The sequence below is a fragment of the Rhodococcus sp. USK10 genome, from assembly GCF_019378875.1.
Taxonomy (GTDB): domain Bacteria; phylum Actinomycetota; class Actinomycetes; order Mycobacteriales; family Mycobacteriaceae; genus Rhodococcus_F; species Rhodococcus_F pseudokoreensis.
The window spans coordinates 1,111,993-1,129,590 of sequence record NZ_CP076048.1 but is presented as its reverse complement, the minus strand read 5'-3'; the positions used below and the strand labels follow the sequence as shown (position 1 = coordinate 1,129,590).

The window sequence follows — 17,598 nt, the reverse complement described above, 5'->3', positions numbered from 1 at the left end:
GTCCGACGGAACCCTGACGCACTTCCCCAGCGCCAGGTTTTCATTTCGGGCAGGGACCTCGAAGCATTCGCCACGGCAACTGGCCGACACGAGAAGTTCGAGCAGTGGACCCCGGCACCGGGCACGTTCACCCGCACCACAGAGCAGGAGCCGGAGGGGTCATGGTGGATCACGAGGGGGAAGATTCCTCGCCCGCCGATGGTTTCGGTCACATCCCGGTACTGCTTCACCGCGCAGACGAACTGCTGGGCCCTGCCCTCACCGTGAACGACCCGCAGGGCGGGGGCGCCGTCATGATCGACGCGACCCTCGGCCTCGGCGGGCATTCCGAGCACTTCCTGCGGACCTACCCCCAGCTGAGGCTCGTCGCCCTCGACCGTGATCCGCACGCACTGGAGATCGCGGGTGGCCGGCTCGCCCCGTTCGCGGACCGAATCACGTTCGTGCACACCCGCTATGACGGCATCGAGGACGCGCTCACCCAGGCGGGTCTGTCCGCGCAGGAGTCGGTGCACGGCATCCTCTTCGATCTGGGTGTCTCCTCGATGCAGCTCGACGAATCGGATCGGGGGTTCGCGTACTCGATCGACGCGCCCCTGGACATGCGAATGGACCCGACCACCGGCATCACGGCGGCCGAGGTCCTCAACACGTATAGCCACGGAGATCTCGCTCGCATCCTCAGCACGTACGGCGAGGAGCGCTTCGCGGGCAAGATCGCGTCGGAGGTGGTCCGGCAACGCGCGAAGGAGCCGTTCACGACCAGCGCAGCTCTGGTCGAACTGCTGTACCGCACCATTCCTGCGGCGACCCGTCGTACCGGGGGACATCCCGCGAAGCGGACGTTCCAGGCTCTTCGAGTGGAGGTCAACGGCGAGCTCGATTCACTGCGCGCCGCGGTACCGGCTGCACTCGACGCGTTGACCGTCGGGGGACGCGTCGTGTTCATGTCGTACCAATCCCTGGAAGACCGGGTCGTCAAGCAGGAAATCACTCCCAGGTCCAAGTCGAAGAGCCCGGAGGGGCTTCCCGTCGAATTGCCCGGGATGGGACCGGAATTCCGGATCCTCACACGAGGGGCGGAGCGCGCGTCCGAACAGGAAATCGAAGAGAACCCACGATCAGCCCCGGTGCGTTTGCGCGCTGCAGAAAGAATTGCCAGGAGGTCGGCGGCATGACGGTTCAGGTGAGTTCCACCGAGATGCGGCCCGCGCGGGCGGACAACCGGTCGGGCGCGGCTGAGCGGGCGTACAAGAAGCGCACCCAGCGCGCGGCTGTGCACAACGGATCCGCGATCGCCGTCTCCGGCAAGAACCGCACCGGCACGCTCACCGCCCGCATCCCGTTCGTGGCGACGATCCTCGTGCTGCTCGCGACGGGCCTGGCCGTCACACTGCTGCTCACCACCCGGTCCGCGGAGGACTCGTACCAGCTGAGCGCCGCCCGCGCGCACAACCAGTCCCTCGAAGAGGAGAAGGCAGCGCTCCAGCGTGACGTCGAGACCGCCAACTCCGCCCCGAAACTGGCGGAGGAAGCGGCCAAGCTCGGCATGGTCCCCGCGAACGACCCGGCTCGGCTCGTCGTCCACCCCGACGGCAGCGTCGAGGTCGTCGGAAAGCCGGCCCCGGCGTCGGGTGCGCCCGTGCCTCCGCTCGACGCCGCCGCCCCGAACACGCAGCGTGGCAACTCCGTGGCTACCGCCCCGAACAGGGGCACTACACAGTCTCCGCGCGCCACGCCGCAGCCCGGCAATGGCGCAGAGATCCAGGCGCAGGGTGAACAATTGGTTCCCGTGATCCCTTCGGCCGCTGCACCGACGACTGCTCCACCCTCCGGTGGTCGCCGGTGAGTCGAAGCGCACCGAGAAATCGTCCCCGGCGCCCCACGGGCGCCGGGACCGCGTCTTTTCCGTTCAGGCAACGGATCGGGCGCGGATTGATGTTCTTGGCGCTCGGCCTCGCCGCCGTGCAGCTTCTGTGGATCCAGGTCATCGACGCACCGCAACTGTCCGCGGAGGCGGCGAACCAGCGCACGACCACTGAGGTGGATCCGGCGCTGCGCGGCTCGATCACCGACCGCAACTCCAATCCCGTCGCCTTCACGATGGAAGCCAAGGCGCTGACTTTTCAGCCTGCGCGGGTGCGGAAGGAACTCGAGGAGGCGAAGGCCAAGAGCGACACCGCCCCCGACGTCGATTCCCGGCTCGACGCGATAGCGAAGGAGATCCACGACCGGCTCGGCGACGTCGCACCAGAGAAGGATCTGAAGGAGAAACTGCACGGCGACGAGACGTTCGTCTATCTGGCCCGCAGCGTCGACCCGAACATCGCCGCGCAGATCAGCGACAAGTTCCCTGAGGTCGGTCTCGAACGCCAGGACATCCGCGAGTACCCGGGTGGGTCGCTTGCCGCCAACCTGGTCGGCGCCACCGGCTGGGACGGTCACGGACTGCTCGGCCTCGAGGATTCGCTCGATTCCACCCTCGCCGGGACCGACGGCTCCCAGACGTACGACCGCGGTTCCGACGGCGCGGTGATTCCCGGCAGCTGGCGCGACAAGCAACCGGCGGTGGACGGATCGAGCGTCGAACTCACCATCGACTCCGACCTGCAGTACTACGTCCAGCAGCAGGTGCAGATGGCCAAGGACAAGTCCGGTGCGAAGGACGCGTCGGCGGTCGTGCTCGACTCCCACACCGGTGAGGTGCTCGCGATGTCGAACGACAGCACGTTCAATCCGGCGATCGGGGTGGGCAACAACCCACGCACGGTGGAGATGGGCAACCTGCCGGTGAGCACGCCGTTCGAGCCGGGATCCGTCAACAAGATCGTCACCGCGGCGGCCGCGATCGAGTACGGGCTGACCTCACCCGACGAGGTTCTCGAGGTTCCCGGCAGCATTCAGATGTCGGGGGTGTCGGTGAAGGACGCGTGGGATCACGGGGTCGCCCCGTACACGGCCACCGGGGTGTTCGGTAAGTCCTCGAACGTCGGCACCCTGATGCTCGCACAGCGCGTGGGCGAGGACCGTTACGCGGACATGCTGTCCAGGTTCGGTCTGGGCCAGCGTACCGACGTCGGACTTCCCGGTGAGAGCGCCGGCAACGTGCCCAGCCGGGACCAGTGGTCGGGGGGCACGTTCGCGAACCTGCCGATCGGACAGGGCCTGTCGATGACCCTGCTGCAGATGACCGGCATGTACCAGGCGATCGCCAACGACGGTGTGCGCATCCCGCCGCGCATCGTCAAGGCGACGGTCGACGCGTCCGGCAACCGGACGGAGACCGAGGCGCCCGAGGAGGTGACGGTCGTCAGCCCGCAGACCGCGGCCACCGTCCGCGACATGTTCCGGTCCGTCACCCAGAACGACACGGGCAACCAGCGCGGTACCGGGGTGCAGGCCGCCGTCGACGGCTACCAGATCAGCGGCAAGACGGGCACCGCCCAGCAGGTCGACCCCGCCTGCAAGTGCTACTCGAACTCGAACTACTGGATCACGTTCGCCGGGATCGCTCCGGCCGACAATCCGCGGTACGTCGTCGGAATCATGCTCAACGCGCCGACACGCAGTGCGGACGGCTCCGGTGGGCAGTCCGCTGCCCCGCTGTTCCACAACATCGCGTCCTGGATGTTGCAGCGCGACAGCGTGCCGATGTCCCCGGACCCCGGACGCAGGCTGGTGCTGCAGGCCGATTGAGCGAAGGTCGGCCGAATCGGGTTCCGGGAGCGCTCACGGTAATCTGACACGTCGGCCGTTCAGCGGACACGCGCATTTGCCGTGGACGCAGGGAACTGCCGAGGTAGCACGCTGTATCGATCCGTGCACTACGCCGTTGTCAGTGCGAGTCGACATACGAGAGGAGCCCGGTGCCTGTTCCGTCCCGCCCGCAGTCGGCGTCAGTGGAGGTGAAGGTCACAGACGGTCTTCGCCCCGCCCAGCCGGTCCGTACCACGGTGAGCGCTCTGGCAGCGCTCGCCGGAGCGAGGGTCGAGGCACCCACCGGAACCGCCGAGCACGTGATCGTCACCGGGGTGGATCTCCGCGCCCAGGGGATCGTGGAGGGGGATCTGTTCGCAGCCCTCCCCGGGGCCCGCGCGCACGGCGCGGAATTCGCCGTGGACGCTCTCGAACGCGGAGCGAGCGCGATCCTCACCGACGAGGCCGGATTCGCACTCGTGTCCGCGTTGGGCACCGACGCCCCGGTGCTCGTCCACGACGACCCGCGCGGCGTGCTCGGTGAGCTGTCGGCCACCATCTACGGTCGGCCCTCGGAGAAGATGCAGGTCATCGGCATCACGGGGACGTCGGGAAAGACCACCACCTCGTATCTCGTCGAAGGAGCCCTCAACGCGGCCGGCCGGACGACGGGTCTCGTGGGCACCATCGAGACCCGGATGAGCGGCCGTCGCGTGCCGAGCGCCCTGACGACCCCCGAGGCGCCGCAGCTCCACGCCCTGTTCGCCGTCATGCTCGAGCAGGGGATCGACACCGTAGTCATGGAGGTGTCCAGCCACGCGCTGTCCCTCGGCCGCGTCGACGGAGTCCGCTTCGACGTGGGCGCGTTCACGAATCTCTCCCAGGACCACCTGGACTTCCACCGCGACTTCGAGGACTACTTCGCTGCCAAGGCGCGGCTGTTCGCGGCCGACTCGTCCGTGCACGCGCAGCACGCCGTCGTCTGCGTCGACGACGTGTGGGGCCGGCGGATGGCCGAGGTGGCGCGCGGCGCCCACTCGATCGTGACGACGGTCGCGACCACGCCGGAGATCGACGACGCGGTGTGGACGGCGGGACCGGCGACGGTATCGCCCTCGGGCTCGCAGACGTTCGCGCTCACCACCGCCGAGGGCACGACCCTCGACGTGGAACTCCGGCTGCCGGGGCAGTACAACGTCGCGAATGCGTCGCTCGCCGTCGCACTGTGCGCCGCGCTGGGCGTCGATCCGCGCGACGCCGTCGCGGGTATTGCCGGGGTCGACGTGCCGGGCCGGGTGCAGCGGATCGACCGGGGGCAGGACTTCCTCGCCGTCGTCGACTACGCGCACAAGCCGGCAGCGGTCGAGGCCGTGATCGCGACGCTACGCGAGCAGGTACGCGGCCGCGTCGCCGTCGTCGTGGGTGCCGGCGGCGATCGCGACGCGGGTAAGCGGCCGTTGATGGGCGCCGCGGCCGCGCGGGGAGCGGACCTGCTCATCATCACGGACGACAACCCGCGTACCGAGGATCCGGCGAAAATCAGGGCCGCGATCCGCGAGGGCGCCCTCGGGGTGCCCGAATCCGAGCGGGGACAGGTGTGGGAAGTAGCGGACCGAGCGAAGGCGATCGCCGACGCCGTCGGCTGGGCGCAGGCAGGCGACGTTGTTCTGGTCGCAGGCAAGGGACACGAGATCGGTCAGGAGATACACGGGGTGAAGTACCCATTTGACGACCGCGACGTACTGGGCGACGCGATCGAGCGACAGGTCGGAGGAACGCGATGATCCCGATGACACTCGCCCGCATCGCCGAGATCGTGGGCGGCGAACTGCACGACGTCGCGGACACGTCGGCCGAGGTGACGGGAACGGTCGAGTTCGACTCGCGCAAGGTCACCGGCGGCGGACTGTTCCTCGCCCTGCCCGGCGCCCGCGTCGACGGACACGATCATGCGGCGGCGGCGGTCGAGGCCGGCGCGGTCGCGGTTCTGGCCGCGCGCCCGGTCGGGGTCCCCGCCGTCGTCGTCACCCCGGCGCCCGGCGACGGTCCGAGCAGGGCGATGGCGCTCGAACACGACACCGACGGATCGGGCGCCGCGGTGCTCGCGGCCCTCGCGAAGCTCGCGCGCGCGTCCGTCGACGACCTCACCGCGAAGGGTCTCACCGTCGTCGGCGTCACCGGCTCGGCAGGCAAGACGTCGACGAAGGATCTGCTCGCCGCCGTTCTGCGCCCCCTCGGTTCCGTCGTCGCGCCGCCCGGATCGTTCAACAACGAACTCGGCCACCCGTGGACCGCGCTGCGCGCGGACGCCGGAACGGGATTCCTGGTTCTGGAGATGTCGGCCCGCGACCGCGGCCACATCGCCTCCCTCGCCGCTATCGCGCCCCCGAAGATCGGGGTGGTCCTCAACGTGGGCACGGCGCACCTCGGCGAGTTCGGTTCGCGGGACGCGATCGCCGCCGCCAAGGGGGAACTCCCGGAGTCGCTGCCCTCGGCCGAAGACGGTGGTGTCGCGATCCTCAACGCGGACGATCCGCTGGTGGCAGCGATGGCCCCGCGCACGTCCGCGAGGGTGGTGCTCGTCGGCCGGTCGGAGTCCGCGCACGTGCGGGCCACCGACATCGTGCTCGACGAGAGGGCAAGGGCGCGTTTCACCCTCACGACGACGGCGGGCAGCGTCCCGGTCGAACTCGCCGTGCACGGTGAGCACCAGGTCGGCAACGCACTCGCTGCAGCCGCGGTGGCGCTCGAATGCGGGGCGGACCTCGACCAGATCGCGCAGGCGCTGTCCGGCGCCGCCGCCGTCTCGGGGCGCCGGATGGACGTCCGCGACCGGCCGGACGGTGTGACCGTCGTCAACGATTCGTACAACGCGAACCCCGACTCGATGCGGGCAGCCATCAAAGCGCTGGTGTCGATGGCCAGGTCGGGCAGGGGAGCGGCGCGCCGGAGTTGGGCGGTGCTCGGAGAAATGGCCGAGCTGGGTCCAGAATCGGTGGTCGAACACGACGCCATCGGCAGATTCGCGGTCCGGCTCGATGTCAGCAGGCTGATCGTCGTCGGAACCGGCAGGCCCGCCCGCGCCATGCATCAGGGTGCGGTCATGGAAGGTTCGTGGGGTGAGGAGTCGATCCTCGTCCCCGACATCGCCGGTGCGGTCGCACTGCTCGAGAAGGAACTGGCGCCGGGAGATCTGGTGCTGGTCAAGGCGTCGCAGTCCATCGGATTGTGGGAGGTCGCGGACACGGTGTTGGCGGGAAGCACGGGACAGAAGGGTTCGGAGGCTACGCGGTGAGACAGATCCTCTTCGCGGCGGGCATCGCGCTCGCCGTTTCGATTCTGCTGACCCCCGTTCTCATCAAGGCCTTCTCCCGGCAGGGGTTCGGCCAGGAGATCCGTGTCGAAGGTCCGGCGAGTCACCAGTCGAAGCGCGGCACCCCGACGATGGGCGGCGTCGCCATTCTCGCCGGACTGTGGGCGGGCTACTGGGGTTCGCACATGATCGGCATCGGCTACGACGCGGACGGGCCGTCGGCGTCGGGACTCCTCGTGCTCGGTCTCACGACGGCGCTCGGCGGTGTCGGGTTCCTCGACGACTTCATCAAGATCCGCAAGCAGCGCAACCTCGGGCTGAACAAGACGGCGAAGCTCGTCGGGCAGCTCATCGCGGCGGTGGCGTTCGGCATCCTCGCGCTGCAGTTCCGGGGCGCGAACGACCTCACTCCCGGCAGTGAGCACCTGTCGTATGTTCGTGACATCGCGACGGTCACGATGGGCTCCGTCGTGTTCGTCGCCTTCTGCTACCTGCTGGTGAGTGCGTGGTCGAACGCGGTCAACCTCACCGACGGCCTCGACGGTCTCGCCGCCGGTTCCATGAGCCTGGTGCTCGGCGCGTATGTGATCATCACGTTCTGGCAGTACCGCAACGCGTGCGAGACGAGCCCCGGAAAGGGCTGCTACGACGTCCGCGATCCGCTCGACCTGGCCCTGATCTGCGCGGCAGGCGCCGGTGCGTGCATCGGATTCCTGTGGTGGAACGCGGCGCCCGCGAAGATCTTCATGGGCGACACCGGTTCGCTGGCCCTCGGCGGCATGCTCGCCGGACTGTCGATCACGACGCGCACCGAACTGCTGATGGTCGTCATCGGCGCGCTGTTCGTCGCCGAGGCGGCATCGGTCGTGATCCAGGTGGCGGTGTTCCGGTCGAGCCGAAGACGCGTGTTCCGGATGGCCCCGTTCCACCACCACTTCGAACTCGCCGGGTGGGCGGAAACCACGGTGATCATCCGTTTCTGGTTGCTGGCCGCCATCGCCTCCGCGATCGGGCTCGCGCTGTTCTACAGCGAGTACCTGGCAGCGATCGGGGGCTGACGCCATGACAGAGGAACACGGCGGGCTCGACTGGTTGCGAGGCCGCGGTGTCCTCGTCGCCGGTGCGGGGGTGTCCGGCCGCGCCACCATCGAACCTCTTCGCGACCTCGGGGCCCACGTCACCGTCACCGACGCGAACGTCGACGCCCTCGCCGAGTGCGCGCGACTGGGGGCGGCGACCGTCCCGATCGACGATCTGCTCGCCGAGCGGGAGAGGATCGCCGAATTCGCGCTGGTCGTGACGAGCCCGGGGTTCCGCCCGGACGCGTCGCTGCTCTCGATCGCCGCCGGGGACGGGGTGCCGATCTGGGGCGACATCGAATTCTCCTGGCACGTGGACCGGGCCGGGCTCTACGGCCCGCCGCGGCAGTGGCTGGTGGTCACCGGCACCAACGGCAAGACCACGACGACCTCCATGCTGCACGCCATTCTCGAGGCGGCCGCGCTGCCGAGCCTCGCGTGCGGCAACATCGGGCTGCCGGTGCTCGACGCACTGCGGCAGACCGAACCGCAGGCGGAGGTGCTGGCGGTCGAACTGTCGTCGTTCCAGCTGCACTGGGCGCCGTCGGTCCGGCCGACCGCCGGCGCGATCCTCAACATCGCCGAGGATCACCTGGACTGGCACGGCGGCATGCAGCCGTACATCGACGCGAAGGCTCGCGCCCTGACCGGTGAGGTCGCGGTTCTCGGCCTCGACGACGAAGTCGCGTCGTCTCTCTTCTCTTCGTCTCGCGCAGTCCGCACTCTGGGGTTCCGGCTGGGAGTGCCCGCGACGGGCGAACTGGGTGTCGAGGACGGCTATCTCGTCGATCGCGCGTTCGCGGACGGCGAGCGGCTGGCCCCGGCCGACGGGATCACCCCGCCCGGGCCCGCCGGACTGATGGATGCGCTGGCAGCGGCGGCTCTCGCGCGGGCGATCGGGGTTCCGCCGGCCGCGGTCGCAGCAGGCCTGGCCACCCACGTGGTGGGCCCGCACCGGGCGGCGCACGTCGCCGAGGTCGGGGGAGTGACGTTCGTCGACGACTCCAAGGCGACCAACCCGCACGCCGCCCGCCCGTCGATCCTCGCCCACGACCGGGTGGTGTGGATCGCCGGTGGTCTGCTGAAGGGTGCGCGGGTCGACGACCTCGTCCGGGAGGTGGCCGGTCGCCTCGCGGGCGCCGTCCTCCTGGGCCGCGATGCGATGCAGATCGCAGAGTCGCTTGCGCGACACGCCCCCGAGGTTCCCGTGGTCACCGTCGAAACGGGAGACGATGCAGGTGTGAGTGCAGTCCCGCAGTCCGCGGCGCACCGGGTGGTGCTGCCGGCGGACACCGACAGCGACGCCGTGATGGGCGTCGTCGTGCGCGAGGCAGCTGCGCTGGCAACGGCAGGCGATGCCGTCGTCCTGGCGCCCGCGGCGGCGTCGCTCGACATGTTCGACAGTTACGGGCACCGGGGGCGCAGCTTCGCCGACGCCGTCGGCAGGCTCGACGAATCGGACATCTCCAGGACGCTGCGATGACCTCCGCCGGAGCCCGCACCCGCCGCGTCCCCGAAGGACAGCGGTCCCCGGCCCGCACCGCCGCCGCACCCGGGGTGGCCAAGCGCGCCCCGTCGGGTCCGCGCACGCGGACGGCCCCTCCCCGCAGTCCGCGCACCCGGATCGGGGCGTGGCTGTCGCGGCCGCTGGCGTCGTTCCACCTCGTGGCGACCATCGCGTTTCTGCTGACGGTCCTCGGCCTGGTGATGGTGCTGTCGTCGTCGAGTGTCGAGGCCTACGCCTCCGACGGCTCGGCCTACACCCTCTTCACCCGGCAGGCGCTGTTCGCGGCTCTCGGACTCGGCCTGTTCTACGCCGCGCTGCAGATCCCCGTCCGGGTGATGCGCGCCCTGTCGTTCCCGGCGTTCGCGGCCACGATCATCCTGCTGGTCCTGGTTCTCATCCCTGGCATCGGCACCGTGTCCCAGGGCACCCGTGGCTGGTTCGTGGTCGCCGGATTCTCGTTGCAGCCCGCCGAGCTCACCAAGATCGCGCTGGCGGTGTGGGGCGCGCACATCCTGGCGTCGCGCCGCAGCGACATCTCCAGCGTCCGGGACATGCTGGTGCCGCTGGTTCCCGCCGCTCTCGTCGCGTTCGTCCTGATCATCCTGCAGCCCGACCTCGGCACGACGGTCTCGCTGGCCATCATCCTGATGGCACTGCTGTGGTTCGCGGGGCTGCCGCTGAAGCTGTTCGTCGCCATCGTCGGCACCGGCGTCACCGGAATCGTGATTCTCGCGCTCACCGCCGGCTATCGGTCGGCTCGCGTGCGCGAGTTCCTCAACCCCGGCTCCGACCCGCAGGGCATCGGATACCAGTCGCGGCAGGCGATGTATTCGCTCGCGGACGGCGGGATCCTCGGACGAGGGCTCGGGCAGAGCCGCGCCAAGTGGAGCTACCTGCCGAACGCGCACAACGACTTCATCTTCGCGATCATCGGCGAGGAACTCGGATATCTCGGCGGCGCCGCCGTCCTCGGCCTGTTCGGGCTGTTCGTGTACACGGGTCTGCGTATCGCGGCGCGATCCGCCGACCCGTTCCTGCGGTTGCTCACGGGAACGGCGACGGTGTGGATCACCGGGCAGGCATTCATCAACGTGGGATATGTGATCGGGCTGCTCCCCGTCACCGGTCTGCAGTTGCCGCTGGTGTCGGCGGGCGGAACGTCGACGGCGACCACACTGTTCATGTTCGGTCTCGTCGCCAACGCGGCGCGGCACGAACCGGAGGCGGTCGCGGCGCTGCACTCCGGGCAGGACGGCCCGTTCGGCCGGCTGCTGCGGCTCCGCAAACCCGAGGCGTATTCACCGGTGCGGGCGGACGCGGCCCGCGCGGAGGCGGTGCGCCGGGCCGAGGCCCGTCGCCGGGCCGGTCGCGAGATGGCCCCGCGGACCCGCAGCATCACATACGAGAAGGGTCGCACCCCCGAACGCGGCACGGGCCGCACCCCCGAACGGGGTGCACGTCAACAGCGAAGCTCGGGTGGCCGAGCAGGAGAGCGAGGATTTCGTAGGTGAACGGCGACAAGTCCACCCTGTCGGTGATCGTGGCCGGCGGTGGTACCGCCGGGCACATCGAACCGGCCCTGGCCGTGGCCGACGCGATCAAGGCGATCGACGACACCGCGGTGGTGACCGCCCTCGGCACGGCGCGCGGCCTCGAAACGACGCTGGTTCCCGAGCGGGGCTACCCCCTGGAACTCGTTCCGCCGGTGCCGCTGCCCCGTAAACCCACCCTCGACCTGCTGCGGCTGCCCGGGCGCGTGCGCGCATCGGTGCGCCGCACCCGCGAGGTGCTCGACGCGACCGGCGCCGACGTCGTCGTCGGTTTCGGCGGATACGTGGCGCTGCCCGCGTACCTCGCGGCAGGCCCCGGCCTGCTCCGCCGCCGGCGCCGCATTCCGATCGTCGTGCACGAGGCGAACGCCAGCGCCGGGATCGCGAACAAGATCGGTGCCCGTCGCGCCGCCCGCGTCCTGGCCGCGGTGGCCGGTTCGGGCGTGTCGGCACGGGGGCGTTCGGACGCCGAGATCCTCGGGATCCCGGTGCGGGCGTCGATCACCGGTCTCGACCGGGCCGCGTTGCGCGCGGAGGCGCGTGCACACTTCGGCCTCCCCGCCGAGGGCCCGGTGCTGCTCGTGTTCGGCGGTTCCCAGGGCGCGCGGTCGCTGAACGAGGCCGTGTCGGGTGCGGCCGAGTCGCTCGCGGCAGCCGGGGTGGCCGTCCTGCACGCGCACGGACCGAAGAACACCCTCGACGTTCCCGCGACCCCGGGCGGCCCGCCGTACGTGGCCGTTCCCTACCTGTCGCGGATGGACCTCGCCTATTCGGCCGCGGACGCGGTGATCTGCCGGTCGGGTGCGATGACGGTGGCGGAAGTGTCGGCCGTCGGCCTTCCCGCGGTGTACGTGCCGCTGCCACACGGCAACGGTGAGCAGGAACTGAACGCGCGGCCGGTCGTCGCCGCCGGAGGTGGAATGATTGTGGCCGACGGAGACCTGTCCGCCGGATTCGTCGCGGAGACCGTGATCCCACTGCTGCGCGACCCCGTACAGCTCGAGGACATGGGGCGACGCGCGGCCGGCGCGGGTCACCGCAGCGCAGCCGCCGAGGTTGCGCGCATCGTGATCGACGTGGCCGCGCAGACGAGGGGAACCCGATGACCGACCTGCCCGCGCAGTTGGAACGTGTCCACATGGTCGGGATCGGCGGCGCCGGAATGTCCGGAATCGCGAGGATCCTGCTGGCCAGGGGTGGCCAAGTCTCCGGTTCGGACGCCAAGGAAAGCCGCGGCGTCCTCGCGCTGCGTGCCCGCGGCGCGCAGGTCCGCATCGGCCACGACGCCTCCGCGCTCGACCTGCTGCCCGGCGGCCCGACCGTCGTGGTCACCACCCACGCCGCCATCCCCAAGGACAACCCGGAACTCGTGGAGGCGGCCCGGCGCGGGATTCCCGTGATCCTGCGGCCCGCGGTGCTGGCCTCGCTGATGCAGGGGCACCGCACCCTGCTGGTGTCGGGCACCCACGGCAAGACGTCGACGACGTCGATGCTGGTGGTGGCGCTGCAGCACTGCGGGTTCGATCCGTCGTTCGCGGTCGGCGGAGAACTGAACGAGGCCGGAACCAACGCCCACCACGGCAGCGGCGACGTGTTCGTCGCCGAGGCCGACGAGAGCGACGGTTCACTGCTCCAGTACGACCCGAATGTCGTCGTCGTCACCAACGTCGAGGCAGATCACCTCGACTACTTCGGCAGCCCCGAGGCGTACGTCCAGGTGTTCGACGATTTCGCGGCCCGGCTGTCGCACGGCGGGCTGCTCGTCGCCTGCCTCGACGATCCGGGGTCCGCGGCGCTTGCGCAGCGGGTGGCGGCGCGGGGACTGCCCGGGATGCGGGTGCTCGGCTACGGCAGCGCCGAGAACGCGGACGGGGCCTTCGCTCCGATCGACGGCGTCGAGGTCGGTGCGCGCCTGCTGAGTTTCGAGGCCAGGGACGTCGGCGGGGTACTGCAGTTCCAGCTGGCCGGGGAGCAGGCGCCGAGAACGATCCGGATGAACGTGCCGGGCAGGCACATGGCGCTCAACGCGCTGGCCGCGCTCCTCGCCGCCCGGGAGACAGGTGCCGACGTGGACGAGATCCTCGAGGGCATCGCCGGTTTCGGGGGAGTGCACCGCCGGTTCCAGTTCACCGGCCGCGAGCACGGGGTCCGCGTGTTCGACGATTACGCGCACCACCCGACGGAGGTGCGGGCGGTGCTCGGCGCCGCCGCGGATCTGGTGCGCCAGCCCCACGAGGCCGACCGCCGCGAATCCGAGGACTCGGTGCGCAGCGGCAAGGTCATCGTGGTCTTCCAGCCGCACCTGTATTCCCGCACAGCAACATTCGCGGAGGAATTCGGGCACGCACTCGACCTCGCCGACGAGGTCGTCGTCCTCGACGTGTACGGCGCGAGGGAAGAACCGCTCCCGGGAGTCAGTGGCGCCCTGGTCGCGCTGTCGGTGTCGAAGCCGGTGCACTACCAGCCCGACCTGTCGCAGGCGCCGCGTCAGGTCGCGGCACTCGCGTCCCCCGGTGACGTGGTCATCACCATGGGTGCAGGCGACGTGACGATGCTCGGGAACCAGATCCTCGACGCTCTGCGTGCGGCGCCGCACCACCACCCGTCGCGATGACGCGGGAGCGCCGCGGCCGGTCCGAGAGGCCGGACCGCCCTGTCCGCCGCGACGCCGCGCGCAGTCCGCGACCGGGCGCGTCCGGCGCGCGCGCCACGGCGGGCGAGGGGACGTCCGCGCGGCGGCGCGGCGCGACCGCCACCGACCCGGGCCCGCGGCGCACCCGCGAATCGGCTTCGGCGGCACGGAAGTCCGCGGCGGTGCAGACGCCGCGGCGTCCGTGGTACCGGCGTCCTGCGGTGATGGGCGCCGTCGGCGTCGTGGTGGTCGTGGCGCTCGGTCTCGTCGCGTGGTTCACGCCGCTGCTGTCGGTGCGTCAGACGGACGTCGCGGGGGCGACGTCGATCTCCGAGGAGCAGATTCGCCAGGCGCTGGCGGTGCCGCAGGGGCAGCCGCTGCTCCGCGTCGACACCGAGGGCGCGGCGCTGCGGGTCGCCGCGATCCCGAAGGTGGCGTCCGCCCGCGTGCAGCGGGTGTACCCGTCCACCATCCGCGTCACGGTAACCGAGCGGGTGCCCGTCGTGTTCGTCGACAGCCCCGGCGGCACCCATCTCCTCGACGCGGAGGCCGTGGATTACGAGATCGCCCCGCCCCCGCCCGGGGTGCCGCGACTGGTGACGGAGAAGCCGGGGTGGGGCGACCCGTCGACGGAGGCGGCGATCGAGGTGCTGGAGTCGATGCCGCCCCAGCTGCGCGGTCAGGTGGGACAGGTTGGCGCGAAGTCGATTTCGGATATCGCGGTGACCCTGCTCGACGGCCGGGTCGTGGTGTGGGGTGGCACCGAGAAGTCCGAGCGCAAGGCTGCGGTCACGCTGCCGCTGCTCACTCAGCCCGGGCAGACGTACGACGTGTCCAGTCCGGACCTGCCGACGGTGCGGTGAGGGGGCGTGACCCGGATGCGAGAGAGTTGCGGGCGAGTTCGTCAAATAACTCGGCGCGTCTCGGCGCGCCTAATGGCGTATCCGTAGGACGGTGCATAGCGTTTCGCTCTAGTCGAGCAGCACTTGACATAACCGTAACCCTATGGTTGATGTTGAGGGTTCAGGCTGGGCTGATCTGTACGAAAGCGTGATACACACTCATGGAAGGCGAGAGCCGATGACGCCCCCGCACAACTACCTCGCCGTAATAAAGGTCGTCGGCATCGGCGGCGGCGGCGTGAACGCAGTCAACCGGATGATCGAGCAGGGACTCAAGGGAGTCGAGTTCATTGCCGTCAACACCGACGCGCAAGCGCTGCTGATGAGTGACGCCGACGTCAAGCTCGACGTCGGCCGGGAACTCACCCGCGGGCTCGGCGCCGGCGCGGATCCCGAAGTCGGCCGCAAGGCCGCAGAAGACCACAAGGACGAGATCGAGGAAGTCCTCAAGGGCGCCGACATGGTGTTCGTGACCGCAGGCGAGGGCGGCGGCACCGGCACCGGTGGCGCACCGGTCGTGGCGAGTATCGCGCGCAAGCTCGGAGCCCTCACCGTCGGCGTCGTCACCCGGCCCTTCTCCTTCGAGGGCAAGCGCCGCGGCGGCCAGGCCGACACCGGCATCCAGTCGCTGCGCGAATCGTGCGACACCCTCATCGTGATCCCCAACGACCGCCTGCTGCAGCTCGGCGACGCCGCGGTCAGTCTCATGGACGCGTTCCGCAGTGCCGACGAGGTTCTGCTCAACGGTGTCCAGGGCATCACCGACCTCATCACCACCCCCGGACTGATCAACGTCGACTTCGCCGACGTCAAGGGAGTCATGTCCGGTGCGGGTAGCGCGCTGATGGGCATTGGATCCTCGCGCGGTGAGGGCCGGGCCATCAAGGCCGCGGAATCGGCGATCAACTCCCCGCTGCTGGAGGCGTCGATGGAGGGTGCGCGCGGCGTGCTGCTCTCGATCGCCGGTGGCAGCGACCTCGGCCTGTTCGAGATCAACGAGGCTGCGTCGCTGGTCCAGGAAGCCGCCCACATCGACGCCAACATCATCTTCGGCACCGTCATCGACGATTCCCTCGGCGACGAGGTGCGGGTCACCGTCATCGCCGCCGGGTTCGACGGCGGCACCCCCACCCGCAGGCCGGTCGAGTCGGGTGCTGCCGGTCGCAGCGCCATCGGCGCCGGACGGGCGGGCGAGGTCGGACAGTCGGCCGAGCAGCAGAACAGCGAGCCGATGTCGGTGACCCGCGAGACGATCAGCTCGCACCAGAGCCCGAGCAGTCTGCCGCCGCTTCCCGGAAACGGGCAGTCCCGTGCGGTGCCGGTGTCCGACGAGGAGGGTGAAGACGAAGTCGACGTGCCCTCCTTCATGCGTCGTTGAGTTCGCCGACCGCCCCCGAGTTCAGGGTTCGCCGGGTCGTCACCACCCGCGCCGGAGGACACTCCGTCGCACCGTACGACACGTTCAACCTCGGTGATCACGTCGGCGACGATCCGGCCGCGGTGGAGGCGAACCGGCGCCGGCTCGCCGGCGAGATCGGCGTGCCGTTCGACCACCTGGTGTGGATGGAGCAGATCCACAGCCGCAACGTGACCGTCGTCGACGGGCCCACCGACACGCCGGTGCCGGCGACGGACGCGTTGGTGACGACGGTGCGGGGGCTCGCGCTCGCGACCCTCAGTGCCGACTGCGTCCCGGTGCTGCTCTCCGACGACGAGGCCGGGGTGATCGCCGCCGTCCACGCCGGCCGGATCGGCGCCCGCATCGGCATCGTTCCGCGGGTTCTCGACGTCATGGTCGAGCAGGGAGCGCGGATCGATCGGATCGGCGCGTTCCTGGGTCCGGCGGCGAGTGGCAGGCAGTACGAGGTGCCCGCGGCGATGCAGGCGGACGTCGAGAAGTTCCTTCCCGGCAGCGCCGTCCGCACCGTCAAGGGGACACCCGGTCTCGACCTGCGGGCGGGTCTGCGGAAGCAACTGCTCGACGCGGGGGTCGCGGGAGTTGCGGAGGATCCGCGCTGCACCATCGAGGACCAGACGCTGTTCAGTCATCGCCGCCAGGCCCCGACCGGTCGGCTCGCGGCGGTGATCTGGATGGATACTGGGCAGGACAGCGTGTGACAACTGCCGGCGTCGCCGGTGAGGGATTCGGTGTGGGAGTGGAAACGATGAGCAGGGTCGGGGACATCGAGGCTGCGCTCGGCGCCGTGCGCGTACGGCTCGACGCGGCGTGCCGGGACGCCGGCCGCGACCCCTCGGAGGTGTCGCTCCTGCCCGTCACGAAGTTCTTCCCCGAATCGGACGCCCGGATCCTGTACGACCTCGGCTGCCGTGAATTCGGGGAGTCGCGGGAGCAGGAGGCCACGGCCAAGATCGCGGAGTTCCGCAACGCGGTGACGGACCCGTCGGTGCGGTGGCACATGATCGGGCACCTGCAGCGCAACAAGGCGAAGGCCGTCGCGCACTGGGCGTACGCGATCCACTCGGTGGACAGCGAACGACTCGTCGGCGCCCTCGGCCGCGCGGCGACCACGGCCCTGGAGGCGGGGGAGCGGCCCGCGCCGCTGCGGGTGCTGCTGCAGGTCAGTCTGGACGGTGACCCGCAGCGCGGCGGCGCCGCGATCGCCGACCTCGATCGCCTTGCCGCGCAGGTGCAGTCGTCGCCGGGGCTCGAGTACCGCGGACTGATGGCGGTTCCGCCGATCGACGCCGACCCGGACGCGGCGTTCGAGGAACTGCAGAAGATACACGCACGGTTGCAGCGCGACCATCCGGATGCGACGGAACTCTCGGCGGGCATGACGAATGATCTCGAGCACGCCGTTCGACACGGGTCCACCTGCGTGCGTGTCGGAACCGCGCTGTTGGGTTCGAGGCCTATAACCTCGAAATAGATCGCTCAGGTGATCGCCAACCCGTCCA

General features: G+C 70.1%; 14 protein-coding genes. All 14 read left to right on the top strand.

From position 1 onward, the window contains the following. The first annotated feature begins 161 nt into the window (after positions 1-161). The 14 genes from rsmH to I1A62_RS12030 all read left to right on the top strand — a co-directional run bounded on the left by rsmH (position 162) and on the right by I1A62_RS12030 (position 17,570). The gene (gene rsmH / locus I1A62_RS12095) at positions 162-1,178 is read left to right on the top strand and encodes a 16S rRNA (cytosine(1402)-N(4))-methyltransferase RsmH (RefSeq protein ID WP_124389960.1); all 1,017 of its coding nucleotides are present in this window, start codon (positions 162-164) and stop codon (positions 1,176-1,178) included. After that, complete coding sequence (locus tag I1A62_RS12090; protein WP_124389961.1) at positions 1,175-1,849, top strand: hypothetical protein; 675 nt, start codon at positions 1,175-1,177, stop codon at positions 1,847-1,849. Before rsmH ends, I1A62_RS12090 begins: the two co-directional genes overlap by 4 nt. After that, positions 1,846-3,696 carry a penicillin-binding protein 2 gene (locus I1A62_RS12085; RefSeq protein ID WP_206010830.1) on the top strand — a complete coding sequence of 617 codons (1,851 nt, stop codon included), beginning with the start codon at positions 1,846-1,848 and terminating at the stop codon, positions 3,694-3,696. Before I1A62_RS12090 ends, I1A62_RS12085 begins: the two co-directional genes overlap by 4 nt. Before the next feature lie 170 nt (positions 3,697-3,866). Continuing rightward, entirely contained in the window at positions 3,867-5,480 is a 1,614-nt protein-coding gene (locus I1A62_RS12080) for a UDP-N-acetylmuramoyl-L-alanyl-D-glutamate--2,6-diaminopimelate ligase (protein WP_219458781.1), read from the top strand. Continuing rightward, a complete protein-coding gene (gene murF, locus I1A62_RS12075) occupies positions 5,477-6,991 on the top strand; it encodes a UDP-N-acetylmuramoyl-tripeptide--D-alanyl-D-alanine ligase (protein WP_219458780.1) in 1,515 nt (504 codons plus the stop codon). Before I1A62_RS12080 ends, murF begins: the two co-directional genes overlap by 4 nt. Beyond that, a complete protein-coding gene (gene mraY / locus I1A62_RS12070; RefSeq protein ID WP_072945365.1) occupies positions 6,988-8,067 on the top strand; it encodes a phospho-N-acetylmuramoyl-pentapeptide-transferase in 1,080 nt (359 codons plus the stop codon). Before murF ends, mraY begins: the two co-directional genes overlap by 4 nt. A 4-nt stretch (positions 8,068-8,071) precedes the next feature. Next, a complete protein-coding gene (murD, locus tag I1A62_RS12065; protein WP_219458779.1) occupies positions 8,072-9,571 on the top strand; it encodes a UDP-N-acetylmuramoyl-L-alanine--D-glutamate ligase in 1,500 nt (499 codons plus the stop codon). Then, positions 9,568-11,106 carry a putative lipid II flippase FtsW gene (gene ftsW, locus I1A62_RS12060; protein ID WP_219458778.1) on the top strand — a complete coding sequence of 513 codons (1,539 nt, stop codon included), beginning with the start codon at positions 9,568-9,570 and terminating at the stop codon, positions 11,104-11,106. Before murD ends, ftsW begins: the two co-directional genes overlap by 4 nt. Next, a complete protein-coding gene (murG, locus tag I1A62_RS12055) occupies positions 11,103-12,251 on the top strand; it encodes an undecaprenyldiphospho-muramoylpentapeptide beta-N-acetylglucosaminyltransferase (RefSeq protein WP_219458777.1) in 1,149 nt (382 codons plus the stop codon). The genes ftsW and murG overlap by 4 nt, the downstream gene beginning before the upstream one ends. Continuing rightward, positions 12,248-13,759, top strand: coding sequence for a UDP-N-acetylmuramate--L-alanine ligase (gene murC / locus I1A62_RS12050; RefSeq protein WP_219458776.1), 1,512 nt, complete (start codon positions 12,248-12,250; stop codon positions 13,757-13,759). Before murG ends, murC begins: the two co-directional genes overlap by 4 nt. Next, positions 13,756-14,640, top strand: a complete 885-nt coding sequence (locus I1A62_RS12045) for a cell division protein FtsQ/DivIB (protein ID WP_225857917.1) — start codon at positions 13,756-13,758, stop codon at positions 14,638-14,640. The genes murC and I1A62_RS12045 overlap by 4 nt, the downstream gene beginning before the upstream one ends. A gap of 217 nt (positions 14,641-14,857) precedes the next feature. Then, positions 14,858-16,057 (top strand): cell division protein FtsZ, encoded by a 1,200-nt coding sequence (gene ftsZ, locus I1A62_RS12040; protein WP_012688055.1) that lies wholly within the window; start codon positions 14,858-14,860, stop codon positions 16,055-16,057. Continuing rightward, positions 16,054-16,797, top strand: coding sequence for a peptidoglycan editing factor PgeF (gene pgeF, locus I1A62_RS12035; protein WP_219458775.1), 744 nt, complete (start codon positions 16,054-16,056; stop codon positions 16,795-16,797). Before ftsZ ends, pgeF begins: the two co-directional genes overlap by 4 nt. Positions 16,798-16,844: 47 nt before the next feature. Beyond that, complete coding sequence (locus tag I1A62_RS12030; protein ID WP_219461180.1) at positions 16,845-17,570, top strand: YggS family pyridoxal phosphate-dependent enzyme; 726 nt, start codon at positions 16,845-16,847, stop codon at positions 17,568-17,570. Positions 17,571-17,598 lie beyond the last annotated feature (28 nt).

Excerpts from the sequence above, each read along its gene's own strand:
- rsmH (WP_124389960.1), top strand. The coding sequence starts at position 162 with ATGGTGGATCACGAGGGGGAAGATTCCTCGCCCGCCGATGGTTTCGGT.
- I1A62_RS12090 (WP_124389961.1), top strand. The coding sequence starts at position 1,175 with ATGACGGTTCAGGTGAGTTCCACCGAGATGCGGCCCGCGCGGGCGGAC.
- murF (WP_219458780.1), top strand. The coding sequence starts at position 5,477 with ATGATCCCGATGACACTCGCCCGCATCGCCGAGATCGTGGGCGGCGAA.
- murD (WP_219458779.1), top strand. The coding sequence starts at position 8,072 with ATGACAGAGGAACACGGCGGGCTCGACTGGTTGCGAGGCCGCGGTGTC.
- ftsW (WP_219458778.1), top strand. The coding sequence starts at position 9,568 with ATGACCTCCGCCGGAGCCCGCACCCGCCGCGTCCCCGAAGGACAGCGG.
- murC (WP_219458776.1), top strand. The coding sequence starts at position 12,248 with ATGACCGACCTGCCCGCGCAGTTGGAACGTGTCCACATGGTCGGGATC.
- I1A62_RS12045 (WP_225857917.1), top strand. The coding sequence starts at position 13,756 with ATGACGCGGGAGCGCCGCGGCCGGTCCGAGAGGCCGGACCGCCCTGTC.
- ftsZ (WP_012688055.1), top strand. The coding sequence starts at position 14,858 with ATGACGCCCCCGCACAACTACCTCGCCGTAATAAAGGTCGTCGGCATC.
- I1A62_RS12030 (WP_219461180.1), top strand. The coding sequence starts at position 16,845 with ATGAGCAGGGTCGGGGACATCGAGGCTGCGCTCGGCGCCGTGCGCGTA.